Genomic DNA, 20,855 nt, shown 5'->3' on the forward strand with positions numbered 1-20,855 from the left:
GCCGCGGTGACGGCCAGCGGCGCGACGGTACGACGGGGCGCCGCGGTGCGCGACCTCACGCCCACCGGCACGGGTTGGCGGCTCACGGTCGGCCCGACCCGCGCTCCCGAGCTCGTCGACGTGGACGCCGTGGTGCTGGCGGTGCCGGCCCGGCCGGCGGCCCGGCTGCTCGCCGGCCCGGCCCCGGTGGCCGCCTCGGCGGTGGGCGAGCTGGACTACGCGAGCGTCGCGCTGGTCACCCTGGCGTTGCCGCAGCCGCTGCTGCCCGAGCTGTCCGGCTTCCTGGTGCCGAGCACCGAGGGGTTACTGATCAAGGCGGCCACGTTCTTCACCACGAAGTGGGGGCACCTGCGGCGGCCGGACGGGCTGGCGCTGGTGCGCGCCTCGGTGGGCCGCTACGGCGAGGAGGCGCAGCTCCAGCGCCCGGACGCCGACCTGGCCGCCACCGTGCACCGGGAGTTGTCGGCGGTGCTCGGCGCCCCGCTGCCCGCCCCGGTCGACGGGCACGTGCAGCGGTGGGGCGGCGCGCTGCCCCAGTACGCGCCGGGGCACGCCGACCGGGTGACGGCCGCGCGGACGGCGCTACGGGCCGCGCATCCCACACTGGCCCTGGCCGGCGCCGGTTACGACGGTGTCGGCATACCGGTCTGCGTCCGCTCCGGCGAGACGGCGGCCGACGAGATCATCACAGCACTGGGAGGATCGGCGAGATGACCGAGCAGACCAACGCGGCCCGGTTGCGGGAGCTGAACGACAGCATCCGTTACACGATGTGGTCGGTGTTCCGGGCGAGCGCTCCGCTGCCGTCCCTGCGGGACAACGTCACCGGTGAGGTCGAGTCCCTCTTCGAGGAGCTGGCCGGCAAGGACGTGGTGATCCGGGGCGTGTACGACGTGTCCGGGTTGCGCGCCGACGCGGACGTGATGATCTGGTGGCACTCCGCGTCGAGCGACGCGCTGCAGGACGCGTACCTGCGGTTCCGCCGCACCACGCTGGGCCGGGCGCTGACCCCGGTCTGGTCGCAGATGGCGCTGCACCGGCCGGCGGAGTTCAACAAGAGCCACATCCCGGCGTTCCTCGCCGGCGAGGAGGCCCGCCCCTACCTGTGCGTCTACCCGTTCGTGCGTTCCTACGAGTGGTACCTGCTGCCCGACGCCGAGCGGCGCGAGATGCTTGCCGAGCACGGCAAGATGGCGCGTGGCTACCCGGACGTCCGCGCCAACACCGTCGCGTCGTTCGCGCTGGGTGACTACGAGTGGATGCTCGCCTTCGAGGCCGACGAGCTGCACCGGATCGTCGACCTGATGCGGGACCTGCGCGCCTCGGGGGCCCGCCGGCACGTCCGCGAGGAGGTCCCGTTCTACACGGGCCGCCGCCGGTCGGTCGCCGAGATCGTCAACTGCCTGGTCTGAGCCCCGCCGGCCGGCGCCGCGCCCCCGCCCGGGTGCGGCGCCGGACGGGGATCAGCTGGTCTTCGTACAGGAGACCAGGGGAACAGGGTTGCTGCCGGTCCACGAGCCGAGGAAGCCGAACGTGGTGCTCGCTCCGCCGGCCAGGGCGCCGTTGTAGTTCACGTTGCGCGCGGTCACCAGCGTGCCGTTGGTGGTGAGGTTGGCGTTCCACGCGGACGCGACCTGTTGACCGTTGTTGAAGTTCCAGCTCACCGACCAGCTCTGGGTCGGCGAGTTGGCCCCCGCGGTCACCTTCACCTCGGCCTGGAAGCCGCCGGCCCACTGACCGGTGATCGAGTACGTCGCGTAGCAGGCGCCAGCCGGCACGGGGGTGCTCGGCGGCGGCGTGCTCGGGGGCGGGGTGGTGGGCGGCGGGGTGGTGGGCGGCGGCGTGGTGGGCGGCGGGGTCGTCGGCGGCGGCGTGGCGGGCGGCGGGGTGCTCGTGCCGCCGGAGAAGTCCACGTCACTGCACAGGTAGTACGACTGGTCCAGGTGACTGGCCTGCCAGACCGTGTAGACGATGTGCCGCCCGGTGCGGCCCGGAGCGCTGACCGGGATCTGGATGGACACGCCACCGGTGTCCTTGTCCCACTGCGACGCCGGGGTGTTGCCGATCTGGCCGGCCAGCTCCAGGTCGTCCCAGCCGAGCGCCTCGGTCGACGAGTTGAAGCCCTGCTTGGTCACGTACACCCGGATGTAGTCCGCGCCGTGGCTGGCCTGGTCGAAGAAGCGCAGCCGGAAGTTGTTCGACACCGGGGTGGCCTTCCACGCGCCGATGGTGTCCAGGGCGTTGTAGCGACCGTTCTGTGTGCGTCCGCCGCTGCACAGCTGGCCGTCGGGGACGGCGGCCTGGTGGTTGCCCGCCACACCCTCGCGGAACAGCCCGTTCCAGTTCCACATGGCCTGCGGGTCGGCCTGCCAGGCCTGCCAGCACATCGGGTCCTCGGTGGCCATCCGGGGATTCTGGAAGTCGCTGCCCCAGCGTTGCCAGCAGCTGTAGTTGCGCGAGGCCGGGTCGACGACCGAGCCGTGCGCGGAGGCGGGCTGGACCAGCGCGACGCTCAGCGCGGTGGTCAGCAGGAGCGTGACGGCCGCCGCGATGGCGAGTGGCCGGAGCACGCGTGGTGATCGGGCGAGAGTGGACATGGAGCCCCCGGGGGGATGAGGTCGGACGACGACACCCGGACGGCCGGGAGTTGCCCGCTCCCGTGCCTGTTGCGTTGCTCCCGCGCTGGCTCTACCCGGCACGATGCCAGGTCGATCGTCAGACGTCAATGACCTTGCGGCGCATCGGGGTGTGCGGGATGCCGTCCTCGACGTACTCCGGGCCGCTCACCGCGAAGCCGTGCCGGGCGTAGAAACCGACCAGGTGCGACTGGGCCTCCAGCACGCAGGGCCGGTCGCCGACGAGGTCCAGCGCCGCGGTCATCAGCCGACCCGCCTGCCCGCCGCCGCGCGCCTTTGGGGCCACCACCACCCGACCGATCCGGGCGACGCCGTCGGGGTCGGCGAGGATCCGCAGGTACGCCAGCGGCGCGTCGCCGTCGGTCAACCAGAGGTGGCGCGTGCCCGGCTCCACGTCGCGCCCGTCGAGTTCGGGGTAGGGGCAGTTCTGCTCCACCACGAACACGTCGATGCGCAGCTTGAGCAGGTCGTGGAAGGTGCGGGCGTCCAGGTCGGCGAAGGACGCCGCCCGGATCTCGGTGGTCTGCTGGGGCACCCACCGATCGTAGGCCGGGCCGGCTCACGCGGCGTCTCCGCGGGTCGGTGCGAGGTAGGTGGCGGCCACGGCGGTGAGCAGTAGCGCGCCGCCGAGGAGTACCGGCAGGGGGAGCGGCTCGTGCAGCAGCGCCACGGCCAGCGCCGCCGCCGTCAGCGGTTCGAGCAGGGTCAGGACGGCCGCGACGCTGCCGGCCGTCGTGCGCAGCCCGGCGTAGAACAGCGCGTACGCCACGGCGGTGGTGACGATGCCGAGGTGCAGCAGCAGCGCCAGGGTGTCGAGGCGTACGTCGACGGCGACGCCGGCGACAAGTGCCATCGGCGCCAGGGTCAGCGCGCCGACCACCGTGGAGATGGTGGTCAGTGTCATCGGTGCGGTGTGCTGCGACACCTGGCGGCTGATCAGGGTCGTCACCCCGTACCCGAGGCCGGACCCGGCGGCCGCGAGCAGGCCCAGCAGCGGGGCCGGCGCCGCCGTGGTGGGCTCGGCGGTGGCCCCGGTGATCAGGGCGAGCCCGGCCACGGCGGTGATCAGGGTGCCGAGGCGTACCGGGCCGGGAAGCCGGCGGGCCCGCAGCGACTCCCAGGTCGCGGCGAGCACCGGCGCCAGGCCCAGGCTCACCACGGTGGCCACGCTGACCCCGGCGAGGGCCACGGCGGCGAAGTAGAGCGCCTGGTAGAGGCCGAGGCCGACGCCGGTGAGCAGCAGCGGTACGGGTGCCGCGCGCAGGGCGGCCAGGAGTGTGCGGAGCCGGCCGGCGCTGCACGCCAGCAGAACGAGCGCGGCGATCGCGAGACGGTGGAAGCCGATGCTCACCGGGCTGAGCCCGGTGCCCTCGCGCAGCAGTTGCACCGCCACACCTGTGGTGCCCCACAGGACTCCGGTGACGGTGATCTGGATCAGGCCGGTGCGGGCCTTCAGGGCGGCCGGTGCCGGGGCGACCGGCGGCGCGGTACGGGACGTGGACACGGTTGCGCTCCGTTGGGGTGACGTTGACGGGGACGACGTCGACGGAGCGCGTACGGCAAACTGACCGGCCGGGGTGGGTCACCCGGTCGGTGTGGGGCGCGGCGCTCCGCTCAGGAGCGCGGCGGGGGCAGGACGCCCAGCAGTGGCCGCATCGGGCGACCGTACCGCAGGGCGCGCGGTCAGGCGGGGCGGGCGCCGACGGCGTCGCGGATCTCGGCGCCCTCGGCGCCCTCGACCGCGCGGGCGCAGTGCCCGCAGCAGAAGAACCGGCCGTTGACCTCCACGCCGTGCCCGACGATCTTGACCTGGCAGTGTTCGCAGATGGGCGCCAAGCGGTGGATGGCGCACTCGAACGAGTCGAAGGTGTGCACGTCGCCGCTGACGGTGTGCACCTCGAACGCCATCCAGTAGTCGTTGCCGCAGACCTCGCAGGTTGCCACCGAAAAACCCCCCGTATCAGGACATGTGCCCTCAGAGTGCCCCAGGGTGGGGCGGTGGCGGGCGGGTTGCCGCCAGCTGGCCGGGTGGGGCGGCGTGTCGGCTCCGGCGTGTCGTCCGTTAGGTCCGATGAGCGCCGTGACCCCGGAGGATCGCCATGATCAAACGCAACAAGCTCTTCGGCAGCCAGACCCGGGTGACGTTCTGCCTCCCGCGGGACGCCCCGCCCGGCCCGGTGAGCGTCGTGGGCTCCTTCAACGACTGGGAGCCCGGCCGGCACGAGTTGGTGGCCCGCCGCGACGGCACCCGGACGGTGACGGTGAAGCTCGGCCCGGGGGAGTATCGGTTCCGCTATCTCGCCAGCGGCGGGGTCTGGCTCGACGACGAGACGGCCGACGACGTCGACGACCGCGGCAGCCTGCTGCGACTCTGAGGAGCGAAGTCGTCACCATCGATGTATTTATCGACCGCGCTCTTTACTGTTAATAAAGTTTAAATTACCTTGGGGGCACCTCACCGCACCTGGAGAAGGAGCTGCCCCCATGCGTCGAAGAATCACCGTCCCGCTGGTGGCGGCGGGCGCTGTCGCCGCCACCCTCACCGTCGCCGCGCCCGCCCAGGCGCACGGCTACGTCTCCGCCCCACCGAGCCGGCAGGCGCTCTGCGCGCAGGGCCGGGTGCCCGACTGCGGGCAGATCAAGTACGAGCCGCAGAGCGTCGAAGGGCCCAAGGGCCTCAAGAGCTGCAACGCCGGCATCGCCCAGTTCGCCGTCCTCAACGACGACAGCCGGGGCTGGCCGGCCACGTCGGTCGGCAGCTCGCTGACCTTCACCTGGGTCAACACCGCCCGGCACGCCACCAGCAACTGGGAGTACTGGATCGGCAACACCCGCGTCGGCGTGGTCAACGGCAACGGGCAGCAGCCGGGCGCGACGGTCTCGCACACCGTCAACCTGGGCGGCTTCTCCGGGCGACAGAAGATCCTCGCCGTGTGGAACATCGCCGACACCGCGAACGCGTTCTACTCCTGCATCGACGTGCAGATCGGCGGCGGCGGGTCGACGCCCACCCCCACGCCGACGACCTCACCCACGCCACGGCCTACCACCAGCCCGACCACGGCGCCGACGACCCCGCCGACGACGCCGCCCGCGACGGGTGGCACCTGGACCGCCGGCCGGGCGTACCAGATCGGCGACCAGGTCACCTACGGCGGCCTGACGTACCGCTGCCGGCAGGCCCACACGGCGATCCTCGGCTGGGAGCCGCCGAACGTGCCGGCCCTCTGGCAACAGGTCTGACCCGCACGGGTGCGGCCCCGGCCGCACCCGTGCCGCGCCGTCCCCGGATGATCGGAGCCCTCGGCATGCCCCGCGCAACCCTGCTGACCTGCCTGGTCGTCGCGTCGTTGCTCACCGCCTGCGCCGGGCCTGCGGAGCGTCCGTCAGCTTCCGCGTCCCCGGCCGCGTCGGCGGCGGTCGGGCCCGCGCCGGCCGGAGCTGAGCTGAGCGGCATCGACGTGGTGTTCCTGAGCACGATGGTCGGGCACACCGAACGCACGTTGCAGATCGTCCGACTCGTCCGGGACCGGCTGCGCGACGACTCGCTACGCACCCTGGCCGCCGCCATCGAGGCGACCGAGGCCGACGAGCTGTCGGCCATGCGCGGTTGGCTGCCCACGACCGGGCCGGGCGTGAGCGCGGCCGGGCACGACCACGCCGGGCACGGCGACGACACCGCGCTCGATCGGCTGCGGGCCGCGTCGGACGCCGACGTCGACCGGGTGCTGCGCGAGGTCCTCGCCGACCACCAGCGGGCCGCCGCCGACCTGGCCCGGGCCCAGGTCGGCGTCGGTCGCAACGAGCAGGTCCGCGACCTGGCCCGGCGGATCGACCAGTCCCGCAGCGCGGAGGTCGAACTTCTCAGGGGTACGCCTTGAACGCGCCCGTCAGCGCGGTTCCAGCCGGACCGAGATCGAGTTGACGCAGTGCCGGGTGTCCTTCGGGGTGAAGCCCTCGCCGTGGAACACGTGCCCGAGGTGGCTGTCGCAGCGGGCGCAGCGGATCTCCGTACGGGCCATGCCGAGGCTGCGGTCCTCGATCTCCTTGACCCGGCCCGGGATGGCGTCGTCGAAGCTCGGCCACCCGCAGTGCGAGTCGAACTTCGTGTCGCTGGAGAAGAGTTCGAGACCGCAGGCGCGACAGTGGTAGACCCCCTGGGTCTTGGTGTCCACGTACTCACCGACCCACGGGCGTTCGGTGCCGGCCTCCCGCAGGACGTGGAACTCCTCGGGGCTCAGGCGGACACGCCACTCGTCCTCGGTCTTGGGCAGGTTGTTGTCGTCAAGACTCACCAGTCAACGGTACGTCGAACATCGGGGGCGTGGCATAAGGTCGCGGGATGGGTGGCACCAAGGCAGCGGTCGCCGAGGTCGAGGTGGCCGGGCGCAGCGTACGGCTGAGCAGTCCGGACCGCGTGATCTTCCCGCAGCGGGGGTTCACCAAGGCGGACGTCTTCCACTACTACCTGGCGGTCGGCGACGGCATCATGCGCGCCCTGCGGGACCGGCCCACCACGCTGCAACGCTTCCCCGAGGGCGTCGAGGGTGAGGCGTTCTTCCAGAAGCGGGTGCCCACCCGGGGCGTGCCGCCCTGGGTGACCACCGCCCAGATCACCTTCCCCAGCGGTCGCAGCGCGGCCGAACTCTGCCCGGCCGATCTGGCGCACGTGGCCTGGGCGGCACAGATGGGCACGATCGTCTTCCACCCGTGGCCGGTGCGCGCCGCCGACGTGGACCGCCCCGACGAGCTGCGCATCGACCTCGACCCGCAGCCCGGCACCGACTTCGCCGACGCGGCGCGGGCCGCCGGCGAGGTCCGCGCGCTCCTCGACGAGCTGGGCGCGACCGGCTGGCCGAAGACCTCCGGCGGCCGCGGCGTGCACGTCTACCTGCGCATCCAGCCCCGTTGGACGTTCACCGAGGTGCGTCGCGCCACGATCGCGCTGGCCCGGGAGGTGGAGCGCCGCAACCCCGACCTGGTGACCACCGCCTGGTGGAAGGAGGAGCGCGGCACCCGGGTCTTCGTCGACTACAACCAGATGGCCCGGGACCGGACGATCGCCTGCGCGTACTCGCTGCGGGCCAACGCCCGGGCGACCGTCTCCACCCCGGTCACCTGGGACGAGCTCCCCGACGTCGACCCGGACGACTTCGACCTGCGCAGCGTCCCGACCCGGCTCGCCGAGCAGGGCGACCCGCATGCCGGCATCGACGACGCCCCGTGGGACATCACGCCCCTGCTGGAGTGGGCCGAGCGCGACGCCGCCGCCGGCCAGGGCGACCTGCCGTACCCACCGGACCACCCCAAGATGCCCGGCGAACCCAAGCGCGTGCAGCCCAGTCGCGCCAAGCGTTCTACCAGCGAAAACACCGCTTGAGGCGGTGAAAGCTCGGGTAGCTGACCCCGGACTCGCCGGATGAAGGAGTTGGATGGGGCCGGTAGGAGCATTTTTGCCGGGCCTGCGCGACAGGTAACGGGCCCCGACGAGCGCTCCCGCGTCGGGATTTGATCACTCTTGCCCCCGCGCTCATCGCGGTCAGGGATTGCTGAGCCGGATAGTTCTCTTGAATGAAAGTGGCTTTCCTCCAGCCGGCCATGTAGACCGACAGGGTCACCCGGTCAAGCGCACCCCCGAGGACGGCTAGGTCCGTCGTCACGAGGGCGGCCGTGCCGTCCACGCCACGAACCTGTCGAACAACTCCCGAGGGTCCGGTACCGCGTCCGGGTTCAGCTTCAGCAGGTCGGCCGTGGCCTCGAACAACTGGCTCGCCAGGTAGACCGACAACCCCACCCGATCCCGCCGGTACTGCATCGTCAGCAGCAGTCGGGCCGGCGGGCACGGCCAGGCGGCCGCACAGACGCGACACAGCCACAGCGGGCGCATCGGAGTGTGCGGGCGGATCACTCTCCGCTGGCCATGCGAGGCCGGCGACCCGTTCGGCAGAGGCACCATCCCATCGTGCGTGACACCGTTGCCAGTGTCAACAGTCTGCGTAGTTGTCGCAGTAGGCGGACAGTGCCGCTGTCATCGTCAACGTGTGGACTTGGTCGGCGTGGCGGAGATCCGGGTGATGCTCGGGAACGTGTCGCGGCAGCGCGCCTCGGTCATCGCGAATCAGCGCAACTTCCCGGAGCCGGTCGCGGTGCTGGCCATGGGCAAGGTCTGGCGACGGTCGGACGTCGAGGCATGGATCAGGAAGCACCGGCCGGAGTCCACGACGAGTTGATCGATCGGCGGTGCGCGCTGCGGCTGCGGCGACAGGGTTCTGTCGTACACCTGTTCTAGAATTTGCTGGTGATCGATGAGTTGGCGCGGGCGGACCGGGCTGTGGCGGCGGGTGCCGACACCGCCGTCTGGGCACTGGCCGACCACGACCTGATCGCAGCGCTCGACGCCAGTCACCGGCTGGCGCAGCGGCTGGCGGCGGCGCAGTTGGCGCTGGTGCGCGAGCTGGACGGGCGCGGCGTCGCGGTCGCGCAGGGCGCGTCCTCGACGGCGGTGTGGCTGCGTGCGCGGCTGCGCCTCGACGTCGCCGCCGCGCGCCGGCTGGTCGCCCTCGCGGCCTCGGTCGACGTCGCGCCACCCGGCGTGCGCGAGGCGTTGGCGGACGGGGCGATCAGCGTCGAGCAGGCCCGGGTCATCGCCGACACGGTCGCCACGGTGTCGGCCGTGGCGGGCGGCGAGGTGGCCGACAAGGCGGTCGGCGTGCTCGTCGAGTGGGCGGGGCAGTTCGATCCGACGCTGCTGCGGCGGATGGGCACCCGGATTCTCGACCACGTCGCCCCCGACCTTGCCGACGCCGCTGATGCGGCAGCCCTGGCCGCCGAGGCTGCCCGGGCAGCCCGCGACCGGCACGTCACCGTCGCCGAGCAGACCGGTGGGCGGCTTCGGCTCAGCGGTGTCCTCGACGCCGAGGCCGCCGCGCTGCTCCGCGCCGCCATCGATCCGCTGAGCGCGCCCGCCGGGCCGGACGACACCCGCTGCGCCGGGCAACGCCGGCACGACGCCCTCGCGGACGTGTGCCGACTCGCCCTGCGTACCGGTGAGCTGCCCGAGCACGGCGGCGACCCCGCCCAGGTCGTCGTCACCACCAGTTACGACGGCCTGGCGCGGCAACTGGATGCCGGCGTCCTCGACATCGGCCCGCACCTCACCCCCGAGTCGGTGCGTCGGCTCGCCTGCGATGCCGCCATCCTGCCTGCCGTGCTGGGCGGCGCCGGCCAGGTTCTCGACGTGGGCCGACAACGGCGTCTCATCTCCGGTCCGCTGCGTCGGGCACTGGTGCTGCGGGACGGCGGCTGCACGTTCCCAGGCTGCGACCGACCACCCCGCTGGTGCGCCGCCCACCACATCCGCCACTGGGTCGACGGTGGCCCGACCAGCCTCGACAACGTCGTTCTGCTGTGCGGCCACCACCACCGCCACGTCCACCAGAGCGACTGGGCCGTCCGCCTCGGCGGCGACGGCCACCCGGAATTCGTGCCGCCGGCCTGGCTCGACCCGGAGCAGCTGCCGCGCCGCAACCACTACCACCGGCGAACGTAGGCGATCGGCACCCGGGCTCCTTCTCGCCGGCCAGCCGCGCGGTTCAGAGCAGTTCGAGGATGATGCCGTTCTCGGAATCCTCGCCGCGTGGGCCATGGTCGCGGATGATCTCGACGATCATGTCGAACAGCGTCTGCCCCTGGCCGCGTCGCGCGCCGCGGAGCCTGGCCTCGACGTCGGCGCGGTTCGACGGGTGGCAGGTGCGCAGGATCTGCTCCAGCCAACGGACCGTCGCGTCCTGACCGAGTGCCGCCCGCGACGCGTCGGAGTCGAGCCACCTGAGCACCCACTGCGTCTCGGGGGTGCCGAAGCCTTCGTGCAGGATGTCGTTGAAGGCGTCGAGGTTTCCGTTCCATGTCGCGTCCGGCAGCAGCCGCGAGAACTCGCGTACGAAGCCGGCGAAGTCGACGAACGAGGCGCCGTCGATGCTCAGCACGGGGAGAGCGTCGCTCTGGTTGGTCACGGTCCAAGTATGCGAGTCCCAGGCGGATGACGTTGACGCTGTACCGATTGACTTTCGATAGGTAACGAGCGAAACTCGATGCATGGTTGTTGAACGTCGAGCGGTAGCCGCTCTCAGAGTCTTTCTCGTGGTGCTGTTCGTGGTCCTGGTCGGCTTTCAGAGCTTCTCGTTGCCGGGGCAGTTCGCGCACATGGCCCAGGAGTCGCCGGAGCACGCGTACCTCCGGTGGCCGCTGACCGCCGTGACGGTGTTCTGGGTGCTGTGTGTCCAGGTGGTGATCGTCTGCACCTGGAAGTTGCTCAGCCTGGTCAAGGACGACCGCATCTTCACCGAGGCGTCCCTGAAGTGGGTCGACCTGATCGTGTGGGCCATCGGCGCGGGGTGGTTGGTGCTGGTGGGCGTCTTCCTCTACGTCGGCTTCAACGCGGACGACCCGGGCGGCCCGATCCTGCTGTTCCTGTTGACGATGGGCGTCACGGTGCTCGGGCTCCTCATGGTCGTGATGCGCGCGCTGCTGCGGCAGGCCACGACGCTGCGGACCGACATGGAAGCGGTGATCTGATGCCCATCATCGTCCGCATCGACGTCGAGTTGGCCAAGCGCAAGATGAGCGTCGGCGAGTTCGCCGAGCGCGTCGGGCTCACCCCGGCGAACGTGGCGGTCCTGAAGAACGGCCGCGCCAAGGCCGTCCGCTTCAGCACCCTGGAAGCGATGTGCCGAGTGCTCGACTGTCAGCCCGGAGACCTGCTCGAGTGGGTCGAGGAGGAAACCCCATGAGGTACGTCATCGCCGTTCTCGTCGTCGCCCTCGGCGTCGCCGCCGTCGTGTACGGAGGAGCCGACGACTCGCCGGGCCTCCAGCTCATCGGCGCCCTGCTCGTCGTGGGCGCGGTGCTGTTCGCGGTACGGACGGCCCGGCGCGGAACGTGACCACGCCTGCCGTACTCGTAATAACGATCATGTAACGGGCGCGAACCTTTCCCCGTAGGTGACCTGTCTTGAAGGTCGTCGGCCCGCCAGGGCCAGGGGAGGCGTCGGATGAAGCTGGTGTGGAGGCGGGCCCGCGAGGCGCGGGGTCTGCTGGTTGCCGCGGTGATCGCCGCCCTGGTGGCCGTAGCGTTGGTCACCGGTCTGTCCGACTACAACCGCCGGGCGGTGGACGCCGGGCAGCGGGCGCTGGTCGCCGCCTCGCCGGCCGAGGAACGCGGCCTGCTCATCAGCGGCGCCGGCGGCCGTGACGCCGCCGAGTTCGCCACCCGCGACCAGGCGGCACGGGCCCAGTTCGCCGACGGGCTCGCCGGGGTCCCGGTCACCGTCGCCGGGGCCCGGTACGGCACCGGCCGGGAGTTGACCGGCGACCTCGGCTCGGTGCCGCGCACAGGCGACGAGCCGATCTTCGCGAACCTGGCCACCCTCGACGACCTGGCCGCGCACGCCGAACTGGCCAGCGGAGCGTGGCCGCGTCCCGGAGCGAAACCCGTCCAGGTGAGCCTGCCGGAACGGGTCGCCACGACACTCGGCCTCACCACCGGCGAGCGGATCCCGCTGCGGGACCGCTCCACCGAGAAGGCCAGCGAGGTGGTGCTCGCGGGCACCTGGCGGCCCCGCGACCCGGCTGAGGCGTACTGGCTGCTGGCCCCCGGCGTGGGTGTCGGCAGCGCCGGGTCGGCCACCTCGTACGGGCCGTTCGCGCTGGACCCGGCCGACTTCGCGACCGCCTTCCCGGGCTCGGTGACGGCGTCCTGGCTGGCCGAACCGGACCTCGGCGGCGTCGACGCCGGTGACCTGCCCGCGGTGCGGGCCGCCGTGAACGCGGCCTCGACGGCGGTGCCGGAGGCCGCCCAACTGGGCAGCTCGGCGCAGTCCCTGACGAAGATGGACCAACTGCTCGACCGGATCGCCCGCGCCGACCTGGTGGGACGCTCCGCGCTGGCCACTCCGCTGCTGCTCATCCTGGTGCTCGGCGGGTACGCGCTGGTGCTGGTCGCCGCCCTGCTGCACGAGGACCGCCGTCCACAGACCGCACTGCTGCGCGCCCGGGGCGCTGCCCGGCGCCAACTCGCGGGCCTGGCCGCTCGTGAGGCAACCCTCGTGGTGGCGCCGGCCGCCCTGCTCGGGCCGGTGCTCGCCGGGGAGGCGCTGCGGTTCGTCCGGCCCGGCGGGGCGGCGGAACTGTCCGCCGCCGGCGGCAACGCCACCCTGGTCTGGGCAGTTGCCGCGGCGACCGCCGCCGGATGCCTGGTGGCCATGGTCGCGCCGACGCTGCGCGGGGCCGGCACATACGTGGCCGACATGGCCGCCCGGTCCCGGCCGAACCGGTCGGCGAGCATCCAGCGGGCCAGCGTCGACCTGGTGCTTGTCGCACTCGCCGTGCTCGCCTGGGTGCAACTGCGCCGGTACGCCTCACCGCTGGCCGGCTCGAACGGCCGCCTCGGGCTCGACCCGCTGCTGGTGGCCGCCCCGACGCTCGGTGTGCTGGCCGGGGCCGTGCTGGCGCTGCGGGTGCTCCCGCCGCTGACCCGGTTCGCCGAGCGGTTCGTCGACCGACGTCCGTGGACGGCCACCATGTTCGGCATGTGGCAGGCCGGCAGGCGTCCGCACGCCGGGCCCGTGCTGCTGCTCGCCCTCGCCGTCGGCGGGAGCACCCTGGCCTGGTCGCTGGTCAGCACGGGCGAGCGGTCCCAGGTCGAGCAGGCCGGCCACACGGTCGGCGCCGACCTGCGGGTCACCGAGCGGGCCGGCTCCGCCCCGCCGTCCCGGGCCGGTCAGCTCGCCGCGCTGCCGGGCGTGCACCGGGCGGTGCCGGCGTGGCGCGACGAGGTACGGGTCGGCCGCGGGGACCTTCCCGTGACCGTGATCGGGTTCGACCCGGCCAGCGCGGCCGGTGTCGTCCGGCTCGCCGACCGGCTCAGCGACGAGCCGGTGTCGACGCAGTACCAACGGATGGTCGCCGCGCGTGGCGCCTCCGCCGGCGTCGAACTGCCCGTCGGCACCCGTGCGATCACCGGCACGGCTCGCACCCCCGTCGGCCAGGCCGTCCGGCCACAGCAGATCGCGGTGGCGCTGCTGGTCACCAGCAGCGACGGGCTCGCCTTCCGGCTGCCGGCGGTCAGCGCCACCAGCGACGGACGGCCTGCGCCGTTCACCGTGCAGTTGCCCGACGTGGGCCCGGCGCGGCTGCGGCTCGCCGGCTTCGAGGCCGACGGCGGGGCGGCGGCCGGGAACTCGTACCAGCTCCAGGTGGACGGGCTGACGCTCGTCGGCGCGGACGGCACCACCCGACCCGCCGAACTGACCGGGCAATGGAACACGACGACCGGCCGCCAGGACGGCAACCAGGCGCCCGCCGTGGCACGGTCCACCGCGACGGGGGTCGTCGCGAGCTTCCCGGTGGAGGTGATCCCCGGCGGGCAGTTCGCCTACCAACCGCCCACCCGGTTCGCCATCGTGCCCGCTGGAGACATCGCACCCGTTCCGGTGCTGATGACCGCCGGGGTACGCGACGCGTTGAGCCTGCGCACCGGCGACACCTTCACCCTGACCCTCTCCGGTGCGTCCGTGCCGGCCCGACTGCTCGGCGAACTGGACTCCGTGCCGACCACCACCGGCGAGGGCGTGCTGCTCGACCTGCCCACGGCGGTCGACGCGCTGATCCGCTCCGGCGGGACCATCCGGCCGGTGCCGGAGTGGTGGATCGGCGCCGACGACCCGGCCGCCGCGGCCCGCGCCACAGGTGAGTTGACAGGCGTCACAGTCCTCGACCGGCGAGCCGTGATCGAAGCCGCCGCCGACGACCCGTACTGGCGTGGATCGCGTACGGGGATGCTCGCCGCGGCGCTCGGGGCGGTGCTGCTCGCCCTGGTCGGCCTCATGGTCGACGTGTGGGCCACGGCCCGGCGTCGACTGGGCGAGTTCGCTGTGCTGCACACCCTCGGCGCGACACCCCGGCTGCTGGCCCGGGCGTTGCTGGCCGAACAGACCTTCCTGGCCGGCATCGGCGTCGGGGTCGGGCTGCTGCTCGGCGCCACCGTCGGGGCCACCATGGCTCCACTGGTCATCCTCACCCCGGCCGCCGGCCGGCCGGTGCCCCCGGCGGCCTTCGCGCTGCCCTGGGTGCCCATCGGCCTGACCGCGGTCGGCCTGCTGCTGGCGGCGCTCGCCTTCAGCGCGTTCATCGCCGCCGGCATCCGTCAGCGGGTGGCGGCGGTGCAGCTGCGAATCGGGGGAGAACGATGAGCGTCGGCGCGGCCGCCCGCCGGGTCCGGGCGTACGGCGGGCAGTTCCTGCTTCTGGCAGTGCTGACCCTGGTGGTCACCCTGCTGGTCAGCGGAGTGCCCCGACTCGTCAACCGGCTCGCGGAACAGGGGTTGCGGGCGCAGCTCACCAATGAGCCCGCCGCCCGCCGGGACCTCTCGTACACGTCGAACTCCGCCGTTCCCACGACGAAGACGGCGATGGCGGAGTCGCAGGAGAAATTCGACGGCCTGCTCGCGGCGATGCCGCCGCGGGTGCGCTCGGCCGTCACCGAGTCGTGGCACCGGGTGGACCTCCCCCCGACCCGCCTGGTCGGGCCGGACCTCGCGGCCCGCAAACTGCTTGTCGACCTGGGTCTGCGGGCCATGCCCGGGATTCAGGACGCCGGCGTCCTCGTCGAGGGCACCTGGCCCAGTGAGACGTACGTCCCGGACCGGCCGATCGAGGTCGCGCTGGACGCCGACGTGGCCCGCAAGCTCAACCTGCGCGCCGGCAGCCGGTTGCGCATCGGCACCGTCGATCTCGCGGGTACCTTCGGCGACCCGAAACCGGTGGTGGTGTCCGGGCTGTTCCGGCCCATCGACCGCGCGGACGGGATGTGGGATGGGCTGCCGCAGCTGCTGCGAATCATCGAACCGCAAGGCGACGGCCAGCCGTTCACCATCACCGGCGTGATCGCCCAGTCCGCCATGAACAAGCGAGCCACGGAGGGCTGGCCGATCCAGTCCGAGTGGCGGTACCGACTGGGCGTCGACCGGATCGACGCACGCGGTCTGGACGAGATGATCGGCGGCCTGCAGGAGATGCAGCGCAACGTTCCGCCGGGCTTCGCGTTGACCATCGGCGTCGACGTTCCGCTGCGGGCGTTCGCCGCCCAGCTGAATGCCGCCCGTACCCTGCTCGCCGTCATCGGCGCCGGCGTGCTGGCCACCCTGGCCGGTCTGATCGTGCTCGCGGCCATCCTGGCCACCCGTCGGCGCCGCTCGGAGTTCGCGTTGATCCGGGCCCGTGGTGGCGCCGCCACCGCAGGCGCCCGTCGCAGTCTGGCCGAGTCACTGCTGGTGGTGCCGGTCGCCGCAGTGGTCGGCTGGTTGCTCGGCACCCTGTTCCCCGGCGCTCCGGATCCGACCGCCCGGTACGCCGCGGCGGCAACCGTGCTGGTCACCCTGGCGCTGCCGCTGGCGACACTGGCCGTGCAGGGCGGCGGTGCCGCTCGCCGGGACCTGGTCCGGGTGCGCCCGTCGGCCCGCCGGCTCACCGTCGAGGTCTCCCTGCTGCTGCTGGCCGGGCTCGCCGCGGTGCTGCTGCGCCGACGCGGGCTCACCCTCGGCGAGGTGGACCCGCTGCTGGTGTCCGTGCCGGTGCTGCTCGCGGTCGCTGCGGCGGTGCTCGCGCTGCGCGCGTACCCCTGGCCGTTGCGGTTGGTCAGCCGGCTGGCCGCGCGGACGCGCGGCAGCGTGACATTCCTCGGCACCGCGCGGGCCGGGCGATCCGCCGTCGCCGCGCCACTGGTCGTCGTGGTGCTGGCGATCGGCACCGCGGCGTTCTGCGCGGTAGTCGCCGCAGGCGTCGACGCCAGCCGCGACCGGGCCGTGGAGCGGACCGTTCCCGCCGACGCGGTGATCCGGGGGGAACGCTTCGCCCCGGACACGGTCGAGGCGTTGGCCGGTCTGCCCGGCGTGCAGGCCGCCACCCCGGTCCTGATCGAGCCGGACGAGCGGCTGGCCACCGACGAGGTGGGCACCGACGCGCGGGTCGGACAGACGACGGTGCTGCTGATCGACGGCCCCGGACTGGCCCGGGTGGCCGGCGACGCGGAGGTCGACGTGACGGTCCCTGACGCGTTGCGCTCCGCCGCGGCCGAACCGGGACCGCTGCCCGCGATCGTGTCCCCGGCCGTCGCCGCCGACCTGTCGCGGGCGGGCCTGGACCGCTCGGCGTTCGTGTCGGTGCAGGGGCAGCGGTACGAATTCCGGGTCGCCGGCGCGCAGGACAGCTTCCCGCTGTTGGCGGCGAGCACCAGCCGGTTCGTCATCCTGCCCTGGCAGGCGCTGCCGCCGCGGAACACCACGCCCGTGCCGACGAGCCTGCTCGTCGCCGGGGACCGGCTCGATGTGGAGGCGCTCCGGCAGGCCGGTGACCAGGGCCAGCTGCGCTACCAGCAGCAGGGTGCGGTCACCGGCCGGGAACGGCCGCTCGGAGTCACCGTCGACACCCGAGCGGCCGTACGACGGGACCTCGGTGACGGTGGCGCGAACGGCGTGCTGGCCTTCGGGTTCGTGGCGGGCGCCGCCGGCGGCACCGTGCTCGGACTGCTGGCCATCGCGTTCACCGTGCTGGCCGGCGCGCGGGCCCGGGGGCAGGTGCTGTCCCGGCTGCGCACCCTCGGCCTGTCCCGCCGGCAGTGGCGAGGGCTGCTGCTGGTCGAGCTGGCACCGCTGGTCGGCGTGTCGGTGCTGACCGGCGCGCTGGTCGGCGCGGTGCTCCCGCTGGTGCTCAATCCGGTGCTCGGCCTGTCCGCGTTCACCGGCGGAGTGCCGGTCCGGGTGGCGTTCGAACCCGGCCTGGTCGTCGCGGTGTTCGCACTCGGGGCGGTCGCCCTCGGCTTCGCGGTCGCCGTCGAGGCCCTGAACAACCGCCGGCTGCGCCTCGGTGAGGTGCTCCGGCTCGGAGAGGAGAGCTGAGATGACCGTTACCGAACAGACGTCACTGGTGCCCGACCTGGCCGCCCTGCAACAGAGGGCCGCGCAACGCGCTGCCGAGCGGGCCGGCGGGCAGGACCGACTGCGCGGACACATCGTCTGCGACGGTCTGGTGCGCATCTTCAAGACCGAGGGGGTGGAGGTCGTCGCCCTGCAGGGTCTGGACTTGGTCATCGACCGGGGTGAGCTGGTGGCGATCGTCGGCGCGTCCGGCTCGGGCAAGTCGACCCTGCTCAACATCCTCTCCGGTCTGGACACGCCGACCGCCGGCATCGCCCGGGTGGCCGACTACGACCTGCTCTCGCTGTCGGCCAAGCGGCGGCTGAGCTACCGGCGCGAGCTGGTCGGGTTCGTCTGGCAGCAGACGGGTCGCAACCTGCTGCCGTACCTGACCGCGCTGGAGAATGTCGAGTTGCCGATGCAGTTGGCCGGCAAGCGGGGCGCCAAGGCCCGCCGGGAACGGGCCCGGGAGCTGCTCGACATGGTCGGCGTGGGCTACTGCGCGGACCGCCGGCCGGGCCAGCTCAGCGGCGGCGAGCAGCAGCGGTGCGCGGTGGCGGTGGCCGTGGCCAACGACCCGGAGGTGCTCTTCGCCGACGAGCCGACCGGTGAACTGGACGAGGCCACCGGCGCGGAGGTCTTCGCGGCGCTGCGCACCATCAACGCCGAACTGGGCGTGACCATCGTCGTCGTCACCCACGACCACGCTGTGGCCACCCAGGTCCGCCGGACCGTCGCGATCCGCGACGGCCGAACCGCCTCCGAGGTACGCCGGACCGCGCGCGTCGGCGCGGACGGCAACACCGAACTGGTCAGCGAGGAGTACGCGGTGCTGGACCGCAACGGCCGGATGCAGTTGCCGGCCGCGTTCGTCGACGCGCTGTCGCTGAAAGAGCGGGTGCGGCTCGATCTGGAGCCCGACCACGTGCAGGTACGGCCCGGTGACCGGGCCTCGGACGAGCGGGAGGCACGGGCGTGAGCCCTCAGGACATGGTGGTGGCCGGAACGGCCGGGTTCAGCGGCAGCTCCGGAACGCCCGCGGACGAGGTGGTGCGGGTCAGCGGCGTGAGCCGGACCTTCGGTCGCGGTGAGCACGCCGTGCAGGCGGTACGCGATGTCTCGTTCAGCGCCAACCGTGGTGAGCTGGTCGCCATCCGGGGTCGCTCCGGCGCCGGCAAGACCACGTTGCTGAACATCATCGGCGGACTGGACCGGCCGGACAGCGGTCAGGTCATGGTGGCCGGGCACGACGTGACCTCGGCCGGGGAGGCCGAGCTGCTGCGGCTGCGCCGGGGCACCGTCGGTTTCGTCTTCCAGACCTTCGGGCTGGTGCCGATCCTCTCCGCCGCCGAGAACGTGGGCGTGCCGTTGCGACTGGCGCAGGTGCCGGCCGCGGAGCGGGAGCAGCGCGTGGCGGTGCTGCTGGAGCTGGTGGGGCTGGGCGGGCACGCGGCGCAGCGCCCGTACGAGCTGTCCGGCGGGCAGCAGCAGCGCGTGGCGGTCGCCCGCGCGCTCGCCAACGAGCCGGACCTGCTCATCGCCGACGAACCCACCGGACAGCTGGACTCGGAGACCGGCCGCTCCATCATGGACCTGCTGCGCGCGGTGGTGCACGCCCGTGGCATGACGGCCCTGGTGGCCACGCACGATCCGGCCCTGATCGACCTCGCGGACCGGGTGCTCGTCCTGCGCGACGGCCGCCTGGTCGACGGCTGACCGCCGCCCTCGGCCGTGGTCCTGGTCCCTCGTCCGTGGTCCGTGTGTCCTGGTCGGTGGTCGGTGGTCGGTGGTCGGTGGTCGGTGGTCGGTGGTCGGTGGTCGGTGGTCGGCGGTCGGCCGTCGGCGCTCCGTGGTCTACGGTCGGCGGTCGGCGCTCCGTGGTCTTCGGTCGGTGGACGGCGGTCTGCGGTCTGCGGTCACAGGCTGCGGGGGCCCTGGCACCGGCTCGGTCAGAGCCGACCGGCTGTGGTCTGTTCGCATCCTGTCGAGCTGCCCCAGATATGGACCATCGGACCGACGCGGCGGGTATCGGGGTCAGCACGCCGGCCGTTCGAGCTGCCCCGGATATGGGCCATTGGGCCGATGCGGCCGGGCATCGGGGCCAGCGCGCCGGCCGTTCGAGCTGCCCCGGGTGTGGACCATTGGGTCGGCGCGGCCGGGTATCGGGGTCAGCGCGGGCCTTTCGAGCTGCCCCGGGTGTGGACCATTGGGTCGGCGCGGCCGGGTATCGGGGTCAGCGCGGGCCTTTCGAGCTGCCCCGGGTGTGGACCATTGGGTCGGCGCGGCCGGGTATCGGGGTCAGCGCGGGCCTTTCGAGCTGCCCCGGGTGTGGACCGTCGGGTCGGCGCGGCCGGGCATCGGGGCCAGCGCGCTGACCGTCTCGGCCGCCTCCGGGTCGACTTTGCCGGTGGAGCGGCCGCGCGGAAGGCGTGCGCGTCTTGTGCCGGGCGGGGTGTACGGGTTCGTGCTGGGTGGGGTGTGTGGGCGCTGTGCTGGGCGGTCGGTGTGTGGGCCTAGGCCCTTTCCGCCGCCACCGCCGTGGTTCCGTGCCCCAAATCTGGGGCAGCTCGACAGGACCGAAGGTGCACCCTGGGGACCTGAGACGCTGCAGCGCGCCGAAGCCGGCCAACGGGCTGACGACGTCGACTCGCTGGCGACGTTGACGGGCTGACGACGTTGACGGGCTGGCGACGTTGACGGGCTGGCGACGTTGACGGGCTGACGACGTTGACGGGCTCGCGACCGGCGTCCTGACGACTCGGCATCCCGACAGCGTCGGTCGCGTCAGAGCGGGAGCTTCATGCCCTCGTGGCTGGCCACGAAGCCGAGCCCCAGGTAGAAGCGGTGCGCGTCGGCGCGGGACTTGTCCGTGGTGAGCTGCACCAGGGCGCAGCCCCGCTGCCGGGCCTGGTCGATGGCCCAGGTCATCAACTCCCGGCCGAGGCCCTGGCCGCGTCGGTCCGAGCGGACCCGGACCGCCTCGATCAGAGACCGTTCGGCGCCGTGCCGGCCGAGCCCCGGGATGTAGGTGATCTGGAGGCAGCCGACCAGCTCGCCGCCCTGCTCGGCGACGATCAGCTGGTTGCGCGGGTCGGCGCTGATGTCGGCGAACGCACGCTCGTACGCCTCATCGACCTCGGTGAAGTCGCGGGTCTTACCCAGAACGTCGTCGGCGAGCAGGGAGATGACGGCGGGCAGGTCGGCCCGTACCGCCTCGCGGAAGATCACGTCGGTCATGCCGTCAGCGTGGCA

General features: G+C 72.9%; 23 protein-coding genes. 15 read left to right on the forward strand and 8 right to left on the reverse strand.

Annotated features, from left to right (window positions below):
* Together B0E54_RS26885 and hemQ are read left to right on the forward strand one after the other, a co-directional pair.
* A partial coding sequence (locus B0E54_RS26885; RefSeq protein ID WP_234588973.1) for an NAD(P)/FAD-dependent oxidoreductase occupies positions 1–714 on the forward strand: 714 nt, incomplete at its 5' end.
* On the forward strand, positions 711–1,412 hold the full coding sequence (hemQ, locus tag B0E54_RS26890; RefSeq protein WP_007456984.1) for a hydrogen peroxide-dependent heme synthase: 702 nt from the start codon (positions 711–713) through the stop codon (positions 1,410–1,412). The genes B0E54_RS26885 and hemQ, both read left to right, overlap by 4 nt.
* A 51-nt stretch (positions 1,413–1,463) precedes the next feature.
* Here the strand turns inward: hemQ and B0E54_RS26895 are convergent, their stop codons facing one another.
* The 4 genes from B0E54_RS26895 to B0E54_RS26910 all read right to left on the reverse strand — a co-directional run bounded on the left by B0E54_RS26895 (position 1,464) and on the right by B0E54_RS26910 (position 4,580).
* A complete protein-coding gene (locus B0E54_RS26895) occupies positions 1,464–2,597 on the reverse strand; it encodes a lytic polysaccharide monooxygenase (RefSeq protein WP_234588974.1) in 1,134 nt (377 codons plus the stop codon).
* Positions 2,598–2,715: 118 nt separating this feature from the next.
* Positions 2,716–3,171 carry a GNAT family N-acetyltransferase gene (locus B0E54_RS26900; protein ID WP_234588975.1) on the reverse strand — a complete coding sequence of 152 codons (456 nt, stop codon included), beginning with the start codon at positions 3,169–3,171 and terminating at the stop codon, positions 2,716–2,718.
* A 24-nt stretch (positions 3,172–3,195) separates the two neighbouring features.
* Positions 3,196–4,140, reverse strand: coding sequence for a DMT family transporter (locus B0E54_RS26905; RefSeq protein ID WP_234588977.1), 945 nt, complete (start codon positions 4,138–4,140; stop codon positions 3,196–3,198).
* 179 nt (positions 4,141–4,319) lie between these two features.
* A complete protein-coding gene (locus tag B0E54_RS26910) occupies positions 4,320–4,580 on the reverse strand; it encodes a Prokaryotic metallothionein (protein WP_234588979.1) in 261 nt (86 codons plus the stop codon).
* 155 nt (positions 4,581–4,735) lie between these two features.
* On the opposite strand from B0E54_RS26910, the gene B0E54_RS26915 reads away from it, so the two are divergent.
* The 3 genes from B0E54_RS26915 to B0E54_RS26925 all read left to right on the forward strand — a co-directional run bounded on the left by B0E54_RS26915 (position 4,736) and on the right by B0E54_RS26925 (position 6,517).
* Complete coding sequence (locus B0E54_RS26915) at positions 4,736–5,011, forward strand: glycoside hydrolase (RefSeq protein ID WP_234588982.1); 276 nt, start codon at positions 4,736–4,738, stop codon at positions 5,009–5,011.
* A gap of 109 nt (positions 5,012–5,120) precedes the next feature.
* A complete protein-coding gene (locus B0E54_RS26920; protein WP_234588983.1) occupies positions 5,121–5,879 on the forward strand; it encodes a lytic polysaccharide monooxygenase in 759 nt (252 codons plus the stop codon).
* Positions 5,880–5,944: 65 nt separating this feature from the next.
* Positions 5,945–6,517, forward strand: coding sequence for a DUF305 domain-containing protein (locus tag B0E54_RS26925; RefSeq protein WP_234588984.1), 573 nt, complete (start codon positions 5,945–5,947; stop codon positions 6,515–6,517).
* 9 nt (positions 6,518–6,526) lie between these two features.
* On the opposite strand, the gene msrB is transcribed toward B0E54_RS26925, so the two are convergent.
* Positions 6,527–6,931: a peptide-methionine (R)-S-oxide reductase MsrB gene (gene msrB / locus B0E54_RS26930; RefSeq protein WP_234588985.1), complete on the reverse strand. Its 405-nt coding sequence runs from the start codon at positions 6,929–6,931 to the stop codon at positions 6,527–6,529.
* Between the two features lie 47 nt (positions 6,932–6,978).
* Between msrB and ligD the strand changes: the two genes are divergently transcribed.
* Positions 6,979–8,016 carry a non-homologous end-joining DNA ligase gene (ligD, locus tag B0E54_RS26935; protein ID WP_234588986.1) on the forward strand — a complete coding sequence of 346 codons (1,038 nt, stop codon included), beginning with the start codon at positions 6,979–6,981 and terminating at the stop codon, positions 8,014–8,016.
* Positions 8,017–8,292: 276 nt separating this feature from the next.
* Here ligD and B0E54_RS26940 read toward each other — a convergent pair whose 3' ends face one another.
* Positions 8,293–8,523, reverse strand: coding sequence for a hypothetical protein (locus B0E54_RS26940; RefSeq protein WP_374109324.1), 231 nt, complete (start codon positions 8,521–8,523; stop codon positions 8,293–8,295).
* A 154-nt stretch (positions 8,524–8,677) separates the two neighbouring features.
* Here B0E54_RS26940 and B0E54_RS26945 point away from each other — a divergent pair, with 154 nt between their 5' ends.
* Entirely contained in the window at positions 8,678–8,866 is a 189-nt protein-coding gene (locus B0E54_RS26945) for a hypothetical protein (RefSeq protein ID WP_234588988.1), read from the forward strand.
* A 68-nt stretch (positions 8,867–8,934) separates the two neighbouring features.
* Positions 8,935–10,185 carry an HNH endonuclease signature motif containing protein gene (locus B0E54_RS26950; protein ID WP_234588989.1) on the forward strand — a complete coding sequence of 417 codons (1,251 nt, stop codon included), beginning with the start codon at positions 8,935–8,937 and terminating at the stop codon, positions 10,183–10,185.
* 43 nt (positions 10,186–10,228) lie between these two features.
* On the opposite strand, the gene B0E54_RS26955 is transcribed toward B0E54_RS26950, so the two are convergent.
* Positions 10,229–10,648 (reverse strand): barstar family protein, encoded by a 420-nt coding sequence (locus B0E54_RS26955; RefSeq protein WP_234588990.1) that lies wholly within the window; start codon positions 10,646–10,648, stop codon positions 10,229–10,231.
* Positions 10,649–10,730: 82 nt separating this feature from the next.
* Between B0E54_RS26955 and B0E54_RS26960 the strand changes: the two genes are divergently transcribed.
* The 7 genes from B0E54_RS26960 to B0E54_RS26990 all read left to right on the forward strand — a co-directional run bounded on the left by B0E54_RS26960 (position 10,731) and on the right by B0E54_RS26990 (position 19,319).
* On the forward strand, positions 10,731–11,210 hold the full coding sequence (locus B0E54_RS26960; RefSeq protein ID WP_234588992.1) for a DUF2975 domain-containing protein: 480 nt from the start codon (positions 10,731–10,733) through the stop codon (positions 11,208–11,210).
* Complete coding sequence (locus B0E54_RS26965) at positions 11,210–11,425, forward strand: helix-turn-helix transcriptional regulator (RefSeq protein WP_007457017.1); 216 nt, start codon at positions 11,210–11,212, stop codon at positions 11,423–11,425. The genes B0E54_RS26960 and B0E54_RS26965 overlap by 1 nt, the downstream gene beginning before the upstream one ends.
* A complete protein-coding gene (locus B0E54_RS26970) occupies positions 11,422–11,577 on the forward strand; it encodes a hypothetical protein (RefSeq protein WP_234588995.1) in 156 nt (51 codons plus the stop codon). The genes B0E54_RS26965 and B0E54_RS26970 overlap by 4 nt, the downstream gene beginning before the upstream one ends.
* A 108-nt stretch (positions 11,578–11,685) precedes the next feature.
* Entirely contained in the window at positions 11,686–14,883 is a 3,198-nt protein-coding gene (locus B0E54_RS26975; protein ID WP_234588996.1) for an ABC transporter permease, read from the forward strand.
* Positions 14,880–17,585: an FtsX-like permease family protein gene (locus tag B0E54_RS26980; RefSeq protein WP_234588997.1), complete on the forward strand. Its 2,706-nt coding sequence runs from the start codon at positions 14,880–14,882 to the stop codon at positions 17,583–17,585. The genes B0E54_RS26975 and B0E54_RS26980 overlap by 4 nt, the downstream gene beginning before the upstream one ends.
* 1 nt (position 17,586) lies before the next feature.
* Entirely contained in the window at positions 17,587–18,582 is a 996-nt protein-coding gene (locus B0E54_RS26985) for an ABC transporter ATP-binding protein (RefSeq protein ID WP_234588998.1), read from the forward strand.
* A gap of 11 nt (positions 18,583–18,593) precedes the next feature.
* Positions 18,594–19,319, forward strand: a complete 726-nt coding sequence (locus B0E54_RS26990; RefSeq protein ID WP_234589014.1) for an ABC transporter ATP-binding protein — start codon at positions 18,594–18,596, stop codon at positions 19,317–19,319.
* A 1,068-nt stretch (positions 19,320–20,387) separates the two neighbouring features.
* On the opposite strand, the gene B0E54_RS26995 is transcribed toward B0E54_RS26990, so the two are convergent.
* Positions 20,388–20,840 carry a GNAT family N-acetyltransferase gene (locus tag B0E54_RS26995; RefSeq protein ID WP_234588999.1) on the reverse strand — a complete coding sequence of 151 codons (453 nt, stop codon included), beginning with the start codon at positions 20,838–20,840 and terminating at the stop codon, positions 20,388–20,390.
* Positions 20,841–20,855 lie beyond the last annotated feature (15 nt).

Source organism: Micromonospora sp. MH99, from assembly GCF_021442385.1.
GTDB lineage: Bacteria > Actinomycetota > Actinomycetes > Mycobacteriales > Micromonosporaceae > Micromonospora.

Excerpts from the sequence above, each read along its gene's own strand:
- B0E54_RS26975 (WP_234588996.1), top strand. The coding sequence starts at position 11,686 with ATGAAGCTGGTGTGGAGGCGGGCCCGCGAGGCGCGGGGTCTGCTGGTT.
- B0E54_RS26985 (WP_234588998.1), top strand. The coding sequence starts at position 17,587 with ATGACCGTTACCGAACAGACGTCACTGGTGCCCGACCTGGCCGCCCTG.
- B0E54_RS26940 (WP_374109324.1), bottom strand. The coding sequence starts at position 8,523 with ATGCGCCCGCTGTGGCTGTGTCGCGTCTGTGCGGCCGCCTGGCCGTGC.
- B0E54_RS26995 (WP_234588999.1), bottom strand. The coding sequence starts at position 20,840 with ATGACCGACGTGATCTTCCGCGAGGCGGTACGGGCCGACCTGCCCGCC.
- B0E54_RS26920 (WP_234588983.1), top strand. The coding sequence starts at position 5,121 with ATGCGTCGAAGAATCACCGTCCCGCTGGTGGCGGCGGGCGCTGTCGCC.
- ligD (WP_234588986.1), top strand. The coding sequence starts at position 6,979 with ATGGGTGGCACCAAGGCAGCGGTCGCCGAGGTCGAGGTGGCCGGGCGC.
- B0E54_RS26970 (WP_234588995.1), top strand. The coding sequence starts at position 11,422 with ATGAGGTACGTCATCGCCGTTCTCGTCGTCGCCCTCGGCGTCGCCGCC.
- B0E54_RS26915 (WP_234588982.1), top strand. The coding sequence starts at position 4,736 with ATGATCAAACGCAACAAGCTCTTCGGCAGCCAGACCCGGGTGACGTTC.
- B0E54_RS26965 (WP_007457017.1), top strand. The coding sequence starts at position 11,210 with ATGCCCATCATCGTCCGCATCGACGTCGAGTTGGCCAAGCGCAAGATG.
- B0E54_RS26960 (WP_234588992.1), top strand. The coding sequence starts at position 10,731 with ATGGTTGTTGAACGTCGAGCGGTAGCCGCTCTCAGAGTCTTTCTCGTG.
- B0E54_RS26925 (WP_234588984.1), top strand. The coding sequence starts at position 5,945 with ATGCCCCGCGCAACCCTGCTGACCTGCCTGGTCGTCGCGTCGTTGCTC.
- B0E54_RS26980 (WP_234588997.1), top strand. The coding sequence starts at position 14,880 with ATGAGCGTCGGCGCGGCCGCCCGCCGGGTCCGGGCGTACGGCGGGCAG.
- hemQ (WP_007456984.1), top strand. The coding sequence starts at position 711 with ATGACCGAGCAGACCAACGCGGCCCGGTTGCGGGAGCTGAACGACAGC.
- B0E54_RS26990 (WP_234589014.1), top strand. The coding sequence starts at position 18,594 with ATGGTGGTGGCCGGAACGGCCGGGTTCAGCGGCAGCTCCGGAACGCCC.
- B0E54_RS26895 (WP_234588974.1), bottom strand. The coding sequence starts at position 2,597 with ATGTCCACTCTCGCCCGATCACCACGCGTGCTCCGGCCACTCGCCATC.